This is a genomic window from Paenibacillus agaridevorans (assembly GCF_018604145.1).
Classification (GTDB): Bacteria; Bacillota; Bacilli; order Paenibacillales; family Paenibacillaceae; genus Pristimantibacillus; species Pristimantibacillus agaridevorans.
The window spans coordinates 6,690,216-6,708,146 of sequence record NZ_CP075889.1; the positions used below are offsets into that span (position 1 = coordinate 6,690,216).

Consider the following 17,931-nt stretch of genomic DNA (forward strand, 5'->3'; position numbering starts at 1 on the left):
GCTATTTTATTGAAACCGCTGACCGCATCACACCGGCCGCCGCGCCATTAGGGGTTAGGAGAACGGTGCCCAATCAGTCACTTCACTAGGTGGCATCCTGCTGTTCCAGCCATCTTATAATCACTTGGTTTGTTTCTTCCGGCTTTTCTTGCTGGATCCAATGACCGCAATCCAGATTGACCACTTCCACATTGGGCACGAACTTTGTCAGGCTTTCAGATCTCTGGACCGCATCCCGGTCGCCGTAGATCATGAGTGCGGGTTGTTGGATGATAGGGTCAGCTTCCGCCAATAAACGCCAGTTGCGGTCAAGGTTCCTGTACCAATTAATGCTGCCCGTGAACCCCGCTTTTTCGAAGGCAGAGACGAAAACGGCCAACTCGCCGTCGCTCATCAAGGGCTCACCGAGCGGTGTTTCTGCTCTGGCGAGATTGATCATTGCCATGCCCGGCTGAGGCTCTGTGGGGGGCACGTTCTTCCGGTACAGGTTGCGAAGGAACCGGAACGTATTCTCTTCCAATATGGCGTCTGCGACGCCTGGCTGTCGATTGAAGTGGACGAAATAGAAGTCGCCGCCAAGTATTTGTTCCATGAACTCGATCCAGGGTTTTTCTCCACGCTCCTGGTAAGGCAGGCTCAGATTTATCACTCTGTTTACTCGGCTTGGATGCAGCAAGGTCAGCCCCCAAACAACCATCGAACCCCAATCGTGACCCACAAAGGTGGCGTCCTCGTATCCATAGTGATCAAGAAGGGCGACGAGATCACCCGACAAGTGTTCAATGTCATAGTCGGTTACTTCGGTCGGACGGGATGAGTTTCCGTAACCCCGCTGGTTTGGGACGATGACATGGTAGCCCGCTGCGTCAAGGGCGGCCACCTGATGCCGCCAAGAAAAGGCATGCTCTGGCCAGCCGTGACAGAGGACAATGGGTTTTCCGGCATTTTGTCGGCCTGCTTCAAAGACTTCGAGTTCCACACCGTTGACTGAAATAAGGGTGGGCTTGGGAAAATCGGTTGGATTAAACATGGAATCAAAACCTCCTTCTTGTGATACATGTAGTATAATGGACAAAAGGTGACATCTTATTGTCACCGTTCCGAAATCATGTAGAAAAAAGAGGGCAATCATGGACAAAGTGGAGAGACTCATTTCGATTATCATGATATTGCTGAAAAAAGAGGTTGTTCCTGCAAAGGAATTCTCACAACTATTCCATGTTTCCAAAAGAACGATTCTTCGCGATATGGAAACATTGAGCTTATCGAACATCCCGATCTACTCTGTCAATGGGGTCAAAGGCGGCTACGGCATAATGGATGAATACAAGGTTGATAAACGCCTTTTAAGCAGCTCCGATTTACAGAATATATTAATTGCGCTCGGCGGATTGGAACAAATCCTCCTTACCGAAGAAGTGGAAAGAACGATAAAAAAAATAGAGGCAATGGTTAGTCCATTGTCTCTAAATCGTTCCATTCAACTGTCTTTTTATGATTGGGAAGGTCGGTCCGAGATTCTTGAAACCGTAAAGACATGTCAAGAATCCATTTCAAAGAAAAGGTTAGTTTCGTTTGATTATACAGATAAAGACGGGGCTGTAACGAATAGAACGGTCGAGCCCTATGAGCTGCATTTTAGCGAATCGAGTTGGTACTTGAAAGGATTCTGTTTACATCGACAGGGATATCGAACATTCAAGTTATCCCGAATCGATCATATGACTATGGATGAACGCGCGTTTCATCCTAGAGACGATTGGTCAGAGCAAGGTCGCGTTGCAAGTTATCTACCGCAATTCGTCACGATTAAGGCATGGATATCGCCTAGCATAAAAGATCAAATCGTCGAACGGTATGGTCGAAGAAGTATTGAAGACCATAGTTCCGGATCTTTATTAGCAACCATTTATGTCCCTCAAAATCGTATGGGTTTTCAATTACTAGCAAGCTTCGGCACTCATCTAAAAGTTGTAGAACCCAAAACCTATGTTGAAGAATTCCGAAATTATTTATATCAAATGATGGAGAACTATTCCTGATAAAGGTCTCGTCTCGGCATAGTGTCTCGTGTGTCGTTTAGAATCCGTTCCAGTCCATATGCTATACATTAGCCTTTAGACCCGACGTCGATACGCGTAGTCCGACCTTATGAAGATGAGAGACCTGGCCTAGACCGGTGCAACGCGGAACGGCCCAATGCGGACTTCTTTCCTCCAATAGAATGGTCGTCACCGAACTTGGAGGGAGCCAAAAGCCGGACCAAACAAGCGGGAACGGAAGCTCTAACAAATGCGATAGCCATGTAAGTCCGAAGCCCATGTGGCAAAAGACGGCAAGCGTTTCTTCGTTCGAAGCGTCGATTCGGTAGCGCCCGCCTTCCCTTGAGTAACCGTGCCGCCGCAAAAAATCGTCAGAATCCCGTTTGATGGTATCGTAAGGATCAGTGAAGTGCTTGTAAGGCGTTTGCCCCGGCCAATTCGAATGGTCTGGATAAGGCAAGCCGGCACGCACCTTTTCGCCTGGAATGTCCCATGCTGCCACAGACTCGTCTCTTTCGCCGGAAGCTTTCCAGCTTAATTCTCGGGTCCATGGCTCAATGACTGGTTCAATGTTAAGTAAATCAGCAGTATATTGCATGGTATGGACAGCACGATTAATCGGCGAGGAATAGATGCGGTTGATATCCATACTCTGCAAATGATTAGCAAGCGCTTGAGCTTCCAGATGTCCTGCCTCCGTAATGGTGTCATTAGGATAATCAGGCTCAGCATGACGAATTAATAAAATTTTCATATCTCTCTCCTAAATTCATTTATCATGGGAATAAATAATTGACTGGTTATTTGCGGGTTCCCACCTTGTACGATCACGTGCGTTTCAGAATAAAGTTGAGGCCGTTTACGCTTCCGGAATTGAACCACATCAGGATATTGGCCCCTGGCGAAACCGAACTGGAGGCAATGTCCAGGAATAAACCGCTACCAGCGTTGATCAGGTTATATTTCGACCCGTTCTGGACGATCCACCAGCGCTGCGCCGCGGTATCGTTGCTTTCGTTCTGGGCAACCGGATTGCTCAGAACATTGACGCCGTTCTTATTCTCCATCACCTTTCCGGTGAGGAAATTGGTGATTTTATAAGATCCGTCGCTTTGCCGCTGGAACAGGAATATCTGCTCCTTGGCGTTTACCGTTCCTTTTGCGGCAGTTTTGAACTGCGTGCCGTTGTTCGAATCGGCTATGCTCATATTTGTTGCGTTGGTGTTGTTCGTGATGAAATAATACGCGTCTAATATTTTCACAGGAACGATCGGCTTCCATACAGCGTACAAGGTGGCGCTGGAGTCCGGCGTATAGGCCTGTCTCGGCTGGTAGACTCTAGTCGTTCCCGCGCTGCCGGTATCCCACCCGTCAAAGTAATAGCCTTCGCGGGTCGGGATCTCCCCCGACAGGTTCAAGCTGACGCCGCTAACCTTCATCTGCGGCGCAGGCGCTCCCGTTCCGCCGTTTGCGTCGTAGCGGATGGACAATCCCGCCGGATTCAAGGCGAAGTTGAGACCGTTCGCGCTTCCGGAATTGAACCACATCAGGATATTGGCCCCCGGCGCAACCGAACTGGAGCTGATATCCAGGAATATCCCGCTTCCCGCATTGATCAGGTTGTATTTCGTCCCGTTCTCGACGATCCACCAGCGCTGCGCCGCGGTATCGTTGCTTTCGTTCTGGGCAACCGGATTGCTAAGAACATTGACGTCGTCCTTGTTCTCCATCACCTTTCCGGTGAGGGAATTGGTGATCTTGTAAGATCCGTCGCTTTGCCGCTGGAACAGGAATATCTGCTCCTTGGCGTTTACCGTTCCTTTTGCGGCAGTTTTGAACTGCGTGCCGTTGTTCGAATCGGCTATGCTTATATTAGTTGCATTGGTGTTGTTGGTAATGAAATAATATCCGTCCTCCACTGTCGCAGGAACGATCGACTTCCACACGGCGTACAAGGTGGCGCTGGAGTCCGCCGTATAGGCCTGTTTCGGCTGGTAGACTCTAGTCGTTCCCGCGCTGCCGGTATCCCACCCGTCAAAGGAATAGCCCGCGCGGGTCGGGATCTCCCCTGACAGGTTCAAGCTGACGCCGCTAACCTTCATCTGCGGCGCAGGCGCGCCCGTTCCGCCGTTTGCGTCGTAGCGGATGGACAATCCCGCCGGATTCAAGGCGAAGTTGAGACCGTTCGCGCTTCCAGAGTTGAACCACATCAAGATATTGGCCCCCGGCGCAACCGAACTGGAGCTGATATCTAGGAATATACCGCTTCCCGCATTGATAAGGTTGTATTTCGTACCGTTCTCGACGATCCACCAGCGCTGCGCCGCGGTATCGTTGCTTTCGTTCTGGGCAACCGGATTGCTCAGTACATTGACGCCGTCCTTGTTCTCCATCACCTTCCCGGTGAGGGAATTGGTGATCTTGTAAGATCCGTCGCTTTGCCGCTGGAACAGGAATATTTGCTCCTTGGCGTTTATCGTTCCCTTCGCAGCGGTTGTAAACTGCGTGCCGTTGTTCGAGTCGGCTATGCTGATATTAGTTGCATTGGTGTTGTTGGTAATGAAATAATAGCCGTCCTCCACTGTCGCAGGAACAATCGGCTTCCATACGGCGTATAAGGTGACGCTGGAGTCTGCCGTATAGGCCTGATTCGGCTGATAGACTCTAGTCGTTCCCGCGCTGCCGGTATCCCACCCGTCAAAGGAATAGCCCTCGCGGGTCGGGATCTCTCCTGACAGGTTCAAGCTGACGCCGCTAACCTTCATCTGCGGCGCAGGCGCGCCCGTTCCGCCGTTTGCGTCGTAGCGTATGGACAATCCCGCCGGATTCAAGGCGAAGTTGAGACCGTTCGCGCTTCCGGAGTTGAACCACATCAAGATATTGGCCCCCGGCGCGACCGAACTGGAGCTGATATCCAGGAATATACCGCTACCAGCGTTGATCAGGTTATATTTTGTCCCGTTCTGGACGATCCACCAGCGCTGCGCCGCGGTATCGTTGCTTTCGTTCTGGGCTACCGGGTTAGCCAGAACATGGATGCCGTCCTTGTTCTCCATCACCTTCCCGGTGAGCGAATTGGTGATTTTGTAAGATCCGTCGCTCTGCCGCTGGAATAGAAAGATCTGCTCCTTGGAGCTGACCGTTCCCTTCGCGGCGGTTGTGAACTGGGTGCCGTTATTCGAGTCAGCTATGCTAATATTAGTTGCGTCAGTATTGTTCGTGATGAAATAATAGCCATCCTCTATCGTCGTGGGAACGATCGGCTTCCATACCGCGTACAAGATGACGCTGGAGTCCGCCGTATAGACTTGTGTCGGCTCGTATACCCTAGTCGTTCCCGCGCTGCTGGTATCCCACCCGTCAAAGTAATAGCCCTCGCGGGTCGGGATCCCCCTTGACAGAGTCAGGTTGACGCCACTAACCTTCATCTGCGACGCCGGCGCGCCTGTCCCGCCGTTTGCGTCGTAGAAAACCTGGTTTGCATTGAACTTCAAGTCAACAAGTACCGGATAATGGTCGGAGGCATTAATTGCGCTATCGTTTACATATACCCTATGAGTCAGGGCGGTAAAATGGCTTGGATTATAGAAAATCAGATCTTCATTGACTCTGTGCGTCTCTCCAATGCCAACAGTATGGAATGTACCGTATCCCGGGGTGTACTGGACTTGAGCGTTGTCGGTCGCATCTAAATAACCGTTCTGGATGACATGATCATAAGGCGCATGACCTTTCCAGAAGTACCAGTCCCCGCTAAGGATAACGGGAATCTCTCCGAACTTAGCCAGCAATTCGTTCACTCTATTGATCGTTTGCTCGGCAAAGAATGTAAACTTTCCTCCCGGCATTGACTGATCGCCATAATGGTTGTTCGAGACAAGGAAAACGCGGTTTGTCGCCAATTCCTTAAACAATCCCCATGTATGGTGATGAAAGTACACAAGCTCCCCGCCGTAAAGCCTGTAACCCGAGTCGATGACCTCATATTTTCCGGTACGGTATGCGATCGGAGTTTCATGATAGGACCCTAGTCTCGGGTCATCCAGTCCTGACAAGTCGTATACGTTCTCGAAAGGAGCCTTATCAATCGTATAATAATCTTTAATTAGATCAGTAATCCGATAGGATATATCATTTAAATATTCATTGAAGGTAATGATGTCCGGCAATGTCGCAAGGTAGATATCCGCTGCCAGTTCTGCGCGTTTCTGGAATGAATAACCGTTCACGAACTCCGGCGAAGGGAATAAGATATTGCTTTGCATCACTTTCATATTCGTATCGACGGGAGACACCGCAAACGCCTCGGCTTTGCAATCTCCGGACAGATCCAGGCCGATTCCTATTTCCAGGCCGCTCAGTCCGTTCATATAACCTTCAAATGCGTCTTCCGCCTTGTCTGCCGACATCTTGCCTTGGCTTACGATAAGAAGCTTATCTCCCGCGGGCTTAATGGTGTAATAAACATTGGGCCTGTCGTACGCCGTATAAACGTCTCGGCTTGCCTGTCTTGATGTGCTTCCCACAAGGATTTCATAGCTGCTTTCCGGTTCGGAATCGGGCACGATCGCTAAATTCGCCCCTGTTTTATTCAGGAGCATGTCGCGCACGTTGTTTGCCGCGTCCTCCGAAAAAGCCAGTTTCGAGTTATAGACGATTTTATATGCCGTGATCGGATTGCCGTTAATGGTATAGTCCGAAATGCCGCTGTCCCATGTGTCTTCGTCCTCGCTGTCCTGCATGATAAGACCGGCGTATACCTTGATGTTTTTTATGGCGGACTTTGCCGTACCCGGAGCGGTGGTATCGGCAAAGACATCTTGAATAGCCAAGGCAAGGACATCGCTGGTATATCCGGATTCAAGATGTCTTTGCAGCGGTTCGCCTACATCCCCAGTAAGAAGCTTGACTCCGTTGATGTAAACGGTCATCTGATAGCCGTCGACTTCAATAGCCACATTATTGAAGCCATTGTCAACATAAATACTGCCAGCCTGCTTCATAGCGTCGTCATAATCGACGTAGGACGCGTAACCGTTAGGATTCTGTCCATACAATAGGGTGCCTTTACCCTCGGGATTGTCCTCGAAGCCGGCCGAACTAACATAAGAACCGTTGGTGCTTATGCGAAGCCCGGTACCTGCGTCCACAGGCATTTTATTTTGATACGTTATGGTATATTTGGATCGAGAGTTAAGAGAGAGATTGGTATAACCTCCGAATAAAGCTTGATTCGCAACATAGTGTCCGTATAACGTTTCGCCTACGACGCTTTTATTCAAAGTCGATATCGTTGTGCCTTCAATCGCGTCATAAGAATAGGTGGCCATGCCTTCGGAAGATTGGTGAGAGATACCCGGCGTATATGCTGCCCCCTGCGCTCCGGTTGCAGGCTGCGTTAAATCCGATAGATCAAGCAGCAGCTCGCCGTTTTCAACGGGCGTTATGCCGCCGCGAACCAACAAGCCCTCGTATACCTTTACGTCATTAAGCCTCACAAAAACGTCGGCGCCAAACGTAAACAGTATCATCGATAAATTTTCGGTGCCAAAATCCAAAACAGGGGTAGCCCCGACAAATTTATAAATGCCGCCCGATCTTATATAACAGGAGATTACGCCTGTTTCTCCGTCTACCTCATACTTAAAGTATTGAGTCGCTCTTCCGTCTTGATCGATAACAGTATCCTTGTCCGGATAAGTAACAAAACGATACCCTTCAGGACCTTGTTCGCGACTGCCGATTTGGTACCGTGCCACATACATCTGTCTGGAACCGAAGGTATGAAAGCCATAGGATAAAGCGCCGTTGCCGTTAAGGTTCTGCGAATCGTGAAAGGTATGGACGCCCGCGCTTCCCGAAGCCTCATTAGTACTTCGGGTAATCGAAAACTCAACCGTATAATTATTGTTCTTAAGCGGCATATTCGGAATTTCACCGCCCCAGAAGTACCCGGATCCCGCGGCTCCGGCAATCGTCACCGAGGAACCGTCCTGTGACACATCTACATCTGGCGTTCGCAAGTCGGCTTTACTCCTAAATCCCCAGATCGAATCATTGAAATTTGCCTGATATAGCAATGCTCCTTCCTGAGATTCGAGAGCATTGGTCGATGCCGAGGCTGATGGGAATAGCGTAAGAATCAAGAAACCCGTGAGCAGAATGGAGATCAACTTATTATTCATAATAATTTCCTCCTCGATTAGCCATTCATGAAGCCACATTTGAATGAATATCCAAGTATCTTCCAGCTAACTTATTCATACTCGAGTAATACCCGCCGAGTGGGTCGTCCATTGTTGCGCGTGCTGTCATACACCGCGGCTGTTATGCCGCCTGGGCCTACCTCCACCACCCAATAACAGGTGCGGGTTCGTCCGTCCACAATCGATCGCAAGGTGTGATAGCCAATGCCGTTCTTCACGCTCTCATGCCCGGCGTGCATATGTCCCTGGAGCACCACTACGGATTTATTGCAGTTCTCCAGTATGCGGCGCACCTCGGGGGCGTTTTTGATCACATGGGGGTCCTCGAGATCATCCAGCAGCGCGTGCACCATCAACACCACGACGTTCGACTGCGCCGCCGCCAAATCAGCCTCTAGCCAACGTAGTTGGGGTTGGGGCAGGTAGCATTCATCCCATTTATTTGCTCCTGGCCGGTAGGGTATGCCCTGGGCATTGAAATTGCAGTCTAGCGCTATGAAGTGGATACCCTTGTGATCAAAGGAATACCAGGTTTGTCCGCCCGGCATCTCGAACCATGCGGCCAGTTCGGCGCTAGGTACCGAGTCTACGTCGTGATTACCCAACAGATAATACATGGGACCGCGAAATTCGCGCATCACCGGCATGATGGCGGCCAGTGCCTCCCGGCCCTTGTCCGGCCGATCGGGCCAGTCGATGAGGTCTCCCAGATGTACGCAAAAATCCACCGACATGCCGTTGAACTTGTCCATGCATTGACGCGTTTTACCCAGGGCGTTCCGGTAATACCGCCCCATCCGCATGGGGCGGTCTGCATATTGTATGTCTGCCAATAGACCAAAGCTAAACGGTTCCATCTCATTGCTCCTTCGATCGTGGGTTTGTGACCGAGCCGCTTGTAACAACAAAAACCAGTCCCAGAATCCCGAGGCTGGTTTCCGTCATTTCATATTCATTTCACTTCATTTTATTTGTCCAAAAAGGCTTGAGCTTCTTTCTGTGCCTTCTGAAGCGTTGCAGCGATTTCGGCATTGTTCAGATAACTCTCATCCAACGCCAATTTGAAGGTGTTGGACACTTCGGCGAAATGACTCGTGATCATGAAAGGGCTCCTCAAGATCGGAAGTAACTCTAATGTCGTAGCGAACTGAGGCTTCTCCTCATACATGGCCTTCATTTCGGGCAGCTCATAGGCGGATTGACGAGGTCCGAAGTACCCGCTGGCAAGCATCCATTTGGCGGAAACTTCCGGACTGGTCATGTATTTCACAAACTCCCAGCTGGCATCTATCTTTTCCTGAGGGTGCTCGCCGATGATGATGAAGCCGCCTCCGCCCAAGAGGGCAACGGGGTCTTTGCCGTCGCCAGCAGGAAGTTTGGCAATGCCCCAGTCGAAAGTCGCGGTTTTGGACACATTGCCCAAAGAGCCGCTGGAGTTGGTCATAATAGCGGTGCTCTCGGCCAGGAAATTCTCCGCTGCGCCGCCGTAACTGGTGTTATCCTCGGCCAGGCCGGAGTCCATCAGACCTTTGAAAAAAGAGACGGTTTCGATGAGTTCGGGATTGTCAAGGGACATGGTATCCATATCCTTATGAACGGCGCCGCCGTTGGAGAGCGCCAGAGCCTCGGTCATCCAATTGTCGCCCATAAACTCAAAGGGTATAAGGCTGGCATCGTGGGCCTTGATGACCTCGGTGGCCGCCTTCAACTCGCTCCAGCTTGCAGGAGGGTTCTCAGGGTCCAGGCCTGCGGCTTTAAAGATATCTTTGTTATAATACATAATCGTGCCGCTGTGCTGGAAAGGCATGCCGTACAGCACATCGCCAGGGTATTCGAATAATGTGAAGAAGCCCGGTATATAATCGTCCAGGAAGTCCTTCGGCTCTTTGGCAATCAGAGTGTTCAGATCCACCAGCGCGTCAATGCTGAGCAGGTTGGAGAGACTGTAGCCGCTGAGAACCACATTCGGGGCATTGCCGCCAGAGATGGCCGTCAAGGTCTTCTGCATGGTTTCATCGTAGTTGCCGGTGAAGGTGGCGGTCACGCGGACTCCGGTATTCGCCGCGTTGAATTCTTTCACAATCTCCTCCATAGCAACGGCCAATGGTCCCGAGGTCTGGGTAGGGAAATAATAGACCAGTTCAACCGCTTTGCCGTCACTTGGGGACTTAGTGGACGAGTCGACTGAATTGCCGTCACCGCAACCCGCCAGAAAAACGAGCGTCAGGGACAACAAGGTGCTGAGCAGTGAAAACCTTCCGTTTTTTTTCAAGGAACTTTTCTTCATGAATGATTTCCTCCATTCGATATTTTATTACACACGCCAGCGTGCATAATACAAGTTACAGGCATCGCAGATCCCGGGCTTAATTAATGGCCGGCTACTTGATGCCCGAGGTGACGAAACTGTCCACCAGTTGACGCTGGAAAAACACAAAGGCCACTAAGAGAGGCAAAACTACCAGAATCGCCGCCGCCATGGTCAGTCCCCATTCCGAGGCGCTTTCCGCCTGAATGCCAAAGTAGGCCATGCCCACGGCGAGGGTGCGCTTTTGCACCGATTCGGTGATGACCATGGGCCAGAAATAGTTGTCCCATTGATACACCAGTGATGTGATCGAAAACGCGATAATACGAGATTTTATTGTAGGAATGCCTATCACCAGCATGTACCTGAAGTCGCCGCAGCCGTCGATGCGCGCACTGTCTTTCAGTGCGGCTGGTATCTCCAGAAACGCCCCGCGAAATATGATGATGGCAATGGCCGAGGCAATGCTTGGAAGGGCAATGCCCAGCAGGGTGTTGTACAGGTTCAATCCGTTGATGGTAAGGTAGTTGGGCAACAGCAGGCTTTCCGGAGAAACCAGCAGCCGCGCCAGCACAAACAGGTAGAAAAAGCCCATAAACTTGAATTTAAAGCTGGCAAAAGCGTAAGCAGCCGGAATGCTGATACAAAGCTGGGCCACCAAGACTCCCACCGCCACGATGATCGTGTTTTTGTAAAAAACGCCCCAGGGCGCGCGGCGCAACACCTCCTTCATATTCTCCACAAACATAAACTCCGACGGGATAATGGCGAGCGGCTGCTTCAGCACGTCCATCTGGTCTTTCATGCTGGTGATGATGATCCATGCCAAGGGCAACAGGAACAAAAGACTGACAACGAGAATAATGGCGTTAACGATCACAGCGGCTGCGATTTTTTTGCGTTTGGCCACCGCGCCGCTTTTGTCCCAGTCAACATTTGTTGCTTTAGCGCTCATACTCCACCCTCCTCTCGCCAAACTTCAGATAAACGATTGTGAACGCAACTAATACCAGCAGAAATATCGTGCTCATGGCACTGCCATAACCAAGACGTCGATTGATGATGCCTTCCTGATAGATGTAGTACATCAGCACATTGGAGGAATGGCCCGGACCGCCCTGGGTCATAATCGCGACGAGATCCATAGATTGGAAACTGCTGGTGACGCACAATAGACACACGACAAACAGCGTGGGCATCAGCATAGGCAGTGTGAGCATGAAATAACGTTTGACATGGTTGTTTGTTTCAAGCGCCGCAGCCTCGTAATACTCCTTAGAGATGTTCTGCATCCCCGCCAAAATCAGCAAAAAGCTGAATCCTAGCGATTTCCATACCGAGACGATAATGAGTGCAAGCAGGGCGTATTCATAGCTATTCAGCCACTGGATGCGGTGGTCCAGCAGCAGGTTAATGGCGCCGCGAGAAGGATTGTACAGATAGATCCACACCATAGCGGCCACCGCGATGGGCAACACATAGGGGTAAAAGGCAGACAGCCGGAATAGTGTGCGGAATTTAACCATATTGCTGTTGGCCACCGCCGCAAACAGCAGCCCCAGCCCCAAGGTGAGAATGACCTGGGAGAAGCCGTAAATGGCCGTGTTCCCAACAACTCTCCAGAAGTGCCTGTCCGAAGTCATGTCCGAATAGTTGCCAAGACCGACAAATTGCATTTGGGTCGCGATAGCGTTCGTTTCCATAAATGATAAAAATACGGTGCGTAGCATGGGATATACGCTAAACACCCCAAAGATGACAACCATAGGCAAGATATATAGATACGGTTTAACCGACCATTTGGCCAATGATCCTCTGCTCAATAGCTTCCCTCCGTTCCAAACGATTGACCGTTTGCGCAATATGCAATATCCTTTGATAAAGCTCGTCATTCATAAAGAATTACCTTGATGAATGCTTACACCTCCCTTTTGTTCACGTTCATTCGGAAATTTAATCGCTTGCTTTATTAACGAAATGTAAACGCTGTTATAAATTAAAAAGAAAATAGTGTCAATCACGCGGATCCGGTATCAGAGAGCGAATGCACGTCTTTAACGCTGTAGAATTGTTTAATTAGCATTTTCTCACTCCGTTCAACTTTTGTCTTATCGTCCTCAATCACCCTAAATCAATCACCTTTTTCTATTCAAAAAATCTTAACGTAAATTAATAAGAAATTTACAAATCCCTTATAATCACTATCATTTAACCCTTCTAAATCATAACGCACTTATTCTAAGCAGGAAATATCAACAAGTAGTCTGTTTTTAGCATTTAGTAGTTTGTTCAATTAGCCCTTGTGGGAGGCGTCGCCATATGCAGGAAACACCCGTGGAATTTATAGATTTGTGGTACTACAAGCCTGATGGTTTTGCCGAGCTCGGCGGTGTATGGCCTGTCCGTATTGGAACTAACATCGCAAAGCCCAATTATCGGAACGGGCCGCGTCAAACTCCCTATTGCAATATTCATTTCATCCATGAAGGAAATGTTGAATTTGTCTATAACGGAGAGAAAGTCGTGTTAGGCAAAAGAGACATGTTTTGTAAATTCCCGGACACGATCTATTCCTATCAAATTGTGAATTCAGAGCATCCTCTTCGAATGACATGGATCACATTCGACGGGCACCAGGCCCGGCAAATATTGTCGATGATTGGTTTTTCCGAAGAACAGCCCTATCAGAGGGGCACAGTGGATAAAGACATGGAGTTGTTGCTGCAGCAAATTTTTCAGTGGTGCAAGGGAGACAGCCGTAAACATCTGATGACGATGTACAGTCTGATGTATCGTATATTCAGCAAGCTGCTGCCCGACGCTCGTTCAAGTTATACTCAATCGCAAAGCGAATGGGTAAGCAAGTGCCTGGATTTCATCCATGCCTATTATACGGAAAAAATCACCGTGGATGATCTGGCGAAGTATGTAGGCCTGCACAGAACATATCTGTCAAAAATTTTCACCAAGGAAGTCGGCATGCCGCCTTCCGAATATTTAATAAAGACAAGACTTGAACAAGGCAAGAAATTACTTCTGGAAAGTTCATTGTCCGTAACTGAAATAGCCTTGTCCGTCGGCTATCCCGATATCTATTCGTACACCCGCGCATTTACGCGCCAATTCGGTTGTTCTCCGAATACGATTCGCAAACAGGGATAAGCTGCGAAAGGTCCATTAAGCTGGTTAATCAGACGCTTGAACCGTTTATGCCATGGTCATCCTGCCTATCGGACATAGAAGACACTATTCTTCGGTTTTTTAGGTTTTCGAAAATGTAACGGACATACACGACTCTATCGGCATCATCATCGCGCAAATTGGCTCCATTACGACTCAATAGTGTTTTTCCTGTCCGTTAGATTTGTTTGTGGCTATATATCAGACAAATAGCGTCGCTGGTGTCTGTTAGACAATGAGCAAGATCACTTTCGTGGGTTCGGAAGTTTAGAGGAGGGAGATTTCTCGAGTTGGTCCTCCCAAAATCAGTAAATACGAACGAAGCCGGAAAATCTGGTGATGGACACAATCACCAAATTTCCGGCTTCTCTGTTTACGGATTTATTTTTCGGATATATGCTTGCCCGTTATGAGTTAAACTTCGCTTAACTCTTTTGCGTCAGACCCGCGCGTAAATACAATCATTTTTCGATAAAATGATGGATACTTTTAGAAATCTTTTTTCCAAAGCATGCGGTTACGATCTTTATGCAAAGCATACAAATCATTTGAATTGAAGTCAATTGTCCTGCATCTGCGACTTATACGATTGCAATTTTCTTTGCGTTCTCCTATACATCAGGTAGTCGAATAGATTGGCTGCGCATATAACGCCGAGCACAATTCCCAGGATAGGCATAAGCTCTACCTTGTCACCCCCGCTACTGACGGGAAAGATCATTAATAATGCCATAAAAAAAGCCGCCACGATAACGGCAATCAGGTTATTGATAAAAAAATAGGTTCGGGCTTTGGCCAAACTAATGGGAAGCATCGCCGTCAGCCACTCTGTCATGAATCCAATGAGGAAACCGATGCTCCCGCTGGCTAATACGCTGATCAGCCTAACGTCGCTTGGAACAGCCTCATGGTTATACATAAGCAGCACTATGCCAATGCCGATACCGAGAAAAAACGATTTTATTACGTTTGCCAGGTTCATATTTTCCATGTCGTTTCCCCTATAGGTTGAGTGTGTGCCTAAGCTTCTTCGAGAACATCTTGGATACTTCCAATTCGGCGCCATTGTCCATTCTCAGCATATATCTGGAATTAAACCAAGGAATGATTTCTTTGACATGCAGCAGATTGACAAGCTGCGATTTATTGATCCGTATAAATCCTTTGGCTGCCCATACGTTCTCGTAATACTGCAGCGTCTCCCGAATATGATATCGGTTGGTTTTTGTGCATGCCACAATGCCGTCAGAGCCTGCTTCCAAATATCTGACATCCTTCGGCTCCATAACCGCATATTTATTTTCGCTGATACCGGCAAGGGTATCCGTTTTCAGCTCGTTCTCCCGAATCCCGGAGACCAGAAGCCGGATGACATCCATGTAGTCGATACCGTCAAATACGATGCAAAGCTTGTCGCCCGGGATTTCATACCCCTTCTCGACCAGCGCCCAATCGCTGTTCGGGTTCATCTCGATTTGGTTCCTGGACAACTCCCGACTTAATTTCTCGAACACCTTATCCGAACATACTAATTGAACCATCCCGAGTCTCCTATATAACAGCATGCACGTCGATTAATCCACTCTCATTCTATCATATATCATTCTTATTTTTACCAGTTCTTCTATTCCCTTCTCGGCGTAATCAAGCGAGCCGAAGTTGGCCATATAGTAGGTGTCCTTCTTCTCGTCGTAGAACATAAAGGTCCCCGTCGCGCCGACGCCGCCATACAAATCGGTCATGGAACCCAGCAGAAACGACAGCTCGCTAAAGTCGAAATACATCATGCCCAGACCGTAATAAATCCCCTTCTCGTACCTTTGTGCAAAGTCGCTCATTTCGCCATACACGTTCTCGGACACGATATCCCCCGCTTCCAGTGCCCTCATGAACAGTAACAAGTCCTTCATTGTAGTAACAATGCCGCCGCCGGCCCAATCAACCGATAATGCCTTTTTGCCGCTATAATCAATGCCGTTGATATAAATTCCGATGATATCGGACGGGTCGCCATGATGGAGCATCAGGTAGCTGTCGTCCATACCCAAGGGACGGAATATTTGCTCGGCCAGGATGTCCGAATACGGCTTGCCTTCAATGGCTTCCAGTATGAGACCGAGCAATACGTATCCGGTATCCGAATAATGGAATTGCTGTCCCGGCCGGCCGACAGGCTGCTGGTTATCCCTTGTAAAAGCAATCAGGCTCTGCGGAGTAAACGTTTCGTCCGGGTTCTTGGCTATACGCTCCAACATCGTCTTCCCTCTCACGACAGGCCCTTCGAAGTAATCCGCGATTCCCGAAGTATGATTCAGCAGCTGCCTCAATGTAACTTCTTGGCTGTAATCCACTCCTTCTATTACAAATAATCCCTCAAGCGTATCCTGCGACAGCCACGTATCAATGGAATCGTCAAAACTGATGATGCCTTCGTCAACCAGCTTGCCAAAGATCGCGGCGCACATCGTTTTGCCGATGCTGGCGGAATGATAGGGACTATCGACATGAACGGGCTCCTCCGTGTCGTGATTTTTGGTACCCGCCGCAAACTGTCCGAAGTAACCCGTCTCATTGGAGTAGATCGTCAATAGGACGCTGGACAACAACGGATCGTCTTCCACCAGCTCGTTCAGGCGCTTTTGGATCTTGGCGTTAACCGCCTCCCTGGATATGGGCCGGTTCATGATGGCCAGTACGCCATAACCAATGAGAGCCAGCGCAACTACACCGGCTAATATCTTTATTCCTCTCTTCATAGAGGCACCTCCGTCTCAACTCTGCTTCCTTCCCAATTTAATCTGGAATCAAACAATATCATATGCTTTTGGACTCAACGGTCGAAATTCGGGGTTAAGCCGTCTTTTTCGTGCTCCAACCGTCGACCAAGACAGTCGGGCATGGAGACCACGACGCATCATAACAGCCCTTTACAACCTCTCGCATCCTTTATTTACCTAAAGTTAACGCTTACACATGCTCCGACACAAAAATTACAGGGAAATGCTTGTTTTTTCACGCTGAACTGCGGCTAAATTTGCAGAGATCATGTATAATAAACAATTGAATGACAATTGGACAGGAGATTGGAAGACGAGCCTGCCGGGAACTGCCTGGTTTGTTAGCGCGCTGGTATGCAAACATGCCAATGAGGAAGAGACTAAGCTGAAGAAGGATCCCGCAGACCGTATCCCGATCGGGAAGTGCGGCAAGACCATAGAGCAATGATCTAAAAAACACAATGTAGGAGGCAATCAACAATGGCATTGGAATCCATGAAGGACATGCTGAACAAAGCGCTTAAAGAAGGTTACGCGGTAGGACAGTTCAATATCAACAACCTGGAGTGGACGCAAGCGATCCTCGACGCGGCTCAATCCGAGCAATCTCCGGTAATCCTCGGCGTATCCGAAGGCGCGGCCAAATATATGGGCGGCTTCAAGGTCGTTACGGCTATCGTTAGCGCCCTGATCGAAGAATCCAAAATCACGGTTCCGGTCGCTATCCACCTCGACCACGGCTCCAGCTTCGAGAAGTGTAAAGCGGCTATCGACGCAGGCTTCACTTCCGTTATGATCGATGCTTCCCACCACCCGTTCGAAGAAAACGTCGAGACGACAAAAAAAGTCGTTGAATACGCTCATTCCAAAGGCGTTTCCGTTGAAGCCGAGTTGGGCGTTGTTGGCGGACAAGAAGACGACGTTATCGCTGACGGCGTAATTTATGCGGATCCGAAGGAGTGCTTCGAGCTTGTTCAACGTACGGGCATCGATTGCCTCGCTCCCGCGCTGGGCTCCGTGCACGGTCCTTACAAAGGCGAGCCGAACCTGGGCTTTAAAGAAATGGAAGAAATTTGCCAAGTGATCAAACTTCCGCTCGTTCTTCATGGCGGCACTGGCATCCCGACGGATCATATCAAAAAATCTATCTCTCTTGGCACAGCTAAGATCAATGTAAACACCGAGAACCAAATGGAGTTCACGGCAGCTGTTCGCAAGGTTCTAGCTGCTGACGGCGAAGTTTACGATCCGCGTAAATTCATCGGCCCGGGCCGCGAAGCCATCAAACAAACCGTCATCGGCAAGATCAGAGAATTCGGATCCTCCAACAAAGCTTAATCGGACAGGCTGATGCCTGCCGAGCCACGGTGAAACGGCTGTCGTCGTCCTTTGGCGGCGCCAAACAGCCCGAAAATCCT

The 17,931-nt window shown here is 49.3% G+C and carries 14 protein-coding genes; 4 read left to right on the forward strand and 10 right to left on the reverse strand.

The window, feature by feature from the left end:
• Positions 1-85 precede the first annotated feature (85 nt).
• Complete coding sequence (locus tag KJW29_RS26810) at positions 86-1,030, reverse strand: alpha/beta fold hydrolase (RefSeq protein ID WP_214626953.1); 945 nt, start codon at positions 1,028-1,030, stop codon at positions 86-88.
• 100 nt (positions 1,031-1,130) lie between these two features.
• Between KJW29_RS26810 and KJW29_RS26815 the strand changes: the two genes are divergently transcribed.
• Positions 1,131-2,042: a helix-turn-helix transcriptional regulator gene (locus KJW29_RS26815; RefSeq protein WP_214626954.1), complete on the forward strand. Its 912-nt coding sequence runs from the start codon at positions 1,131-1,133 to the stop codon at positions 2,040-2,042.
• Between the two features lie 61 nt (positions 2,043-2,103).
• On the opposite strand, the gene KJW29_RS26820 is transcribed toward KJW29_RS26815, so the two are convergent.
• The 6 genes from KJW29_RS26820 to KJW29_RS26845 all read right to left on the reverse strand — a co-directional run bounded on the left by KJW29_RS26820 (position 2,104) and on the right by KJW29_RS26845 (position 12,379).
• Positions 2,104-2,796, reverse strand: coding sequence for a histidine phosphatase family protein (locus KJW29_RS26820; RefSeq protein WP_214626955.1), 693 nt, complete (start codon positions 2,794-2,796; stop codon positions 2,104-2,106).
• Between the two features lie 73 nt (positions 2,797-2,869).
• On the reverse strand, positions 2,870-8,227 hold the full coding sequence (locus KJW29_RS26825) for an RICIN domain-containing protein (protein ID WP_214626956.1): 5,358 nt from the start codon (positions 8,225-8,227) through the stop codon (positions 2,870-2,872).
• A gap of 71 nt (positions 8,228-8,298) precedes the next feature.
• Positions 8,299-9,105: a metallophosphoesterase gene (locus KJW29_RS26830; protein WP_214626957.1), complete on the reverse strand. Its 807-nt coding sequence runs from the start codon at positions 9,103-9,105 to the stop codon at positions 8,299-8,301.
• Positions 9,106-9,215: 110 nt separating this feature from the next.
• Positions 9,216-10,535 (reverse strand): ABC transporter substrate-binding protein, encoded by a 1,320-nt coding sequence (locus KJW29_RS26835; protein ID WP_214626958.1) that lies wholly within the window; start codon positions 10,533-10,535, stop codon positions 9,216-9,218.
• Positions 10,536-10,629: 94 nt separating this feature from the next.
• A complete protein-coding gene (locus KJW29_RS26840; protein ID WP_214626959.1) occupies positions 10,630-11,511 on the reverse strand; it encodes a carbohydrate ABC transporter permease in 882 nt (293 codons plus the stop codon).
• Positions 11,501-12,379, reverse strand: a complete 879-nt coding sequence (locus tag KJW29_RS26845) for a carbohydrate ABC transporter permease (RefSeq protein ID WP_214626960.1) — start codon at positions 12,377-12,379, stop codon at positions 11,501-11,503. The genes KJW29_RS26840 and KJW29_RS26845 overlap by 11 nt, the downstream gene beginning before the upstream one ends.
• Before the next feature lie 496 nt (positions 12,380-12,875).
• On the opposite strand from KJW29_RS26845, the gene KJW29_RS26850 reads away from it, so the two are divergent.
• Positions 12,876-13,718, forward strand: coding sequence for an AraC family transcriptional regulator (locus tag KJW29_RS26850; RefSeq protein ID WP_108992247.1), 843 nt, complete (start codon positions 12,876-12,878; stop codon positions 13,716-13,718).
• 577 nt (positions 13,719-14,295) lie between these two features.
• On the opposite strand, the gene KJW29_RS26855 is transcribed toward KJW29_RS26850, so the two are convergent.
• From KJW29_RS26855 to KJW29_RS26865, 3 genes are read right to left on the reverse strand one after another with little or no spacing between them, the layout of a single operon-like run.
• A complete protein-coding gene (locus KJW29_RS26855; protein ID WP_214626961.1) occupies positions 14,296-14,727 on the reverse strand; it encodes a hypothetical protein in 432 nt (143 codons plus the stop codon).
• A gap of 10 nt (positions 14,728-14,737) precedes the next feature.
• On the reverse strand, positions 14,738-15,277 hold the full coding sequence (locus KJW29_RS26860; RefSeq protein WP_214626962.1) for a LytTR family DNA-binding domain-containing protein: 540 nt from the start codon (positions 15,275-15,277) through the stop codon (positions 14,738-14,740).
• Between the two features lie 33 nt (positions 15,278-15,310).
• Positions 15,311-16,492 carry a serine hydrolase domain-containing protein gene (locus KJW29_RS26865; RefSeq protein WP_214626963.1) on the reverse strand — a complete coding sequence of 394 codons (1,182 nt, stop codon included), beginning with the start codon at positions 16,490-16,492 and terminating at the stop codon, positions 15,311-15,313.
• 289 nt (positions 16,493-16,781) lie between these two features.
• On the opposite strand from KJW29_RS26865, the gene KJW29_RS26870 reads away from it, so the two are divergent.
• Together KJW29_RS26870 and KJW29_RS26875 are read left to right on the forward strand one after the other, a co-directional pair.
• Positions 16,782-16,961, forward strand: a complete 180-nt coding sequence (locus KJW29_RS26870; protein ID WP_087568329.1) for a hypothetical protein — start codon at positions 16,782-16,784, stop codon at positions 16,959-16,961.
• 32 nt (positions 16,962-16,993) lie between these two features.
• Positions 16,994-17,851, forward strand: coding sequence for a class II fructose-bisphosphate aldolase (locus tag KJW29_RS26875; protein ID WP_087568330.1), 858 nt, complete (start codon positions 16,994-16,996; stop codon positions 17,849-17,851).
• Positions 17,852-17,931 lie beyond the last annotated feature (80 nt).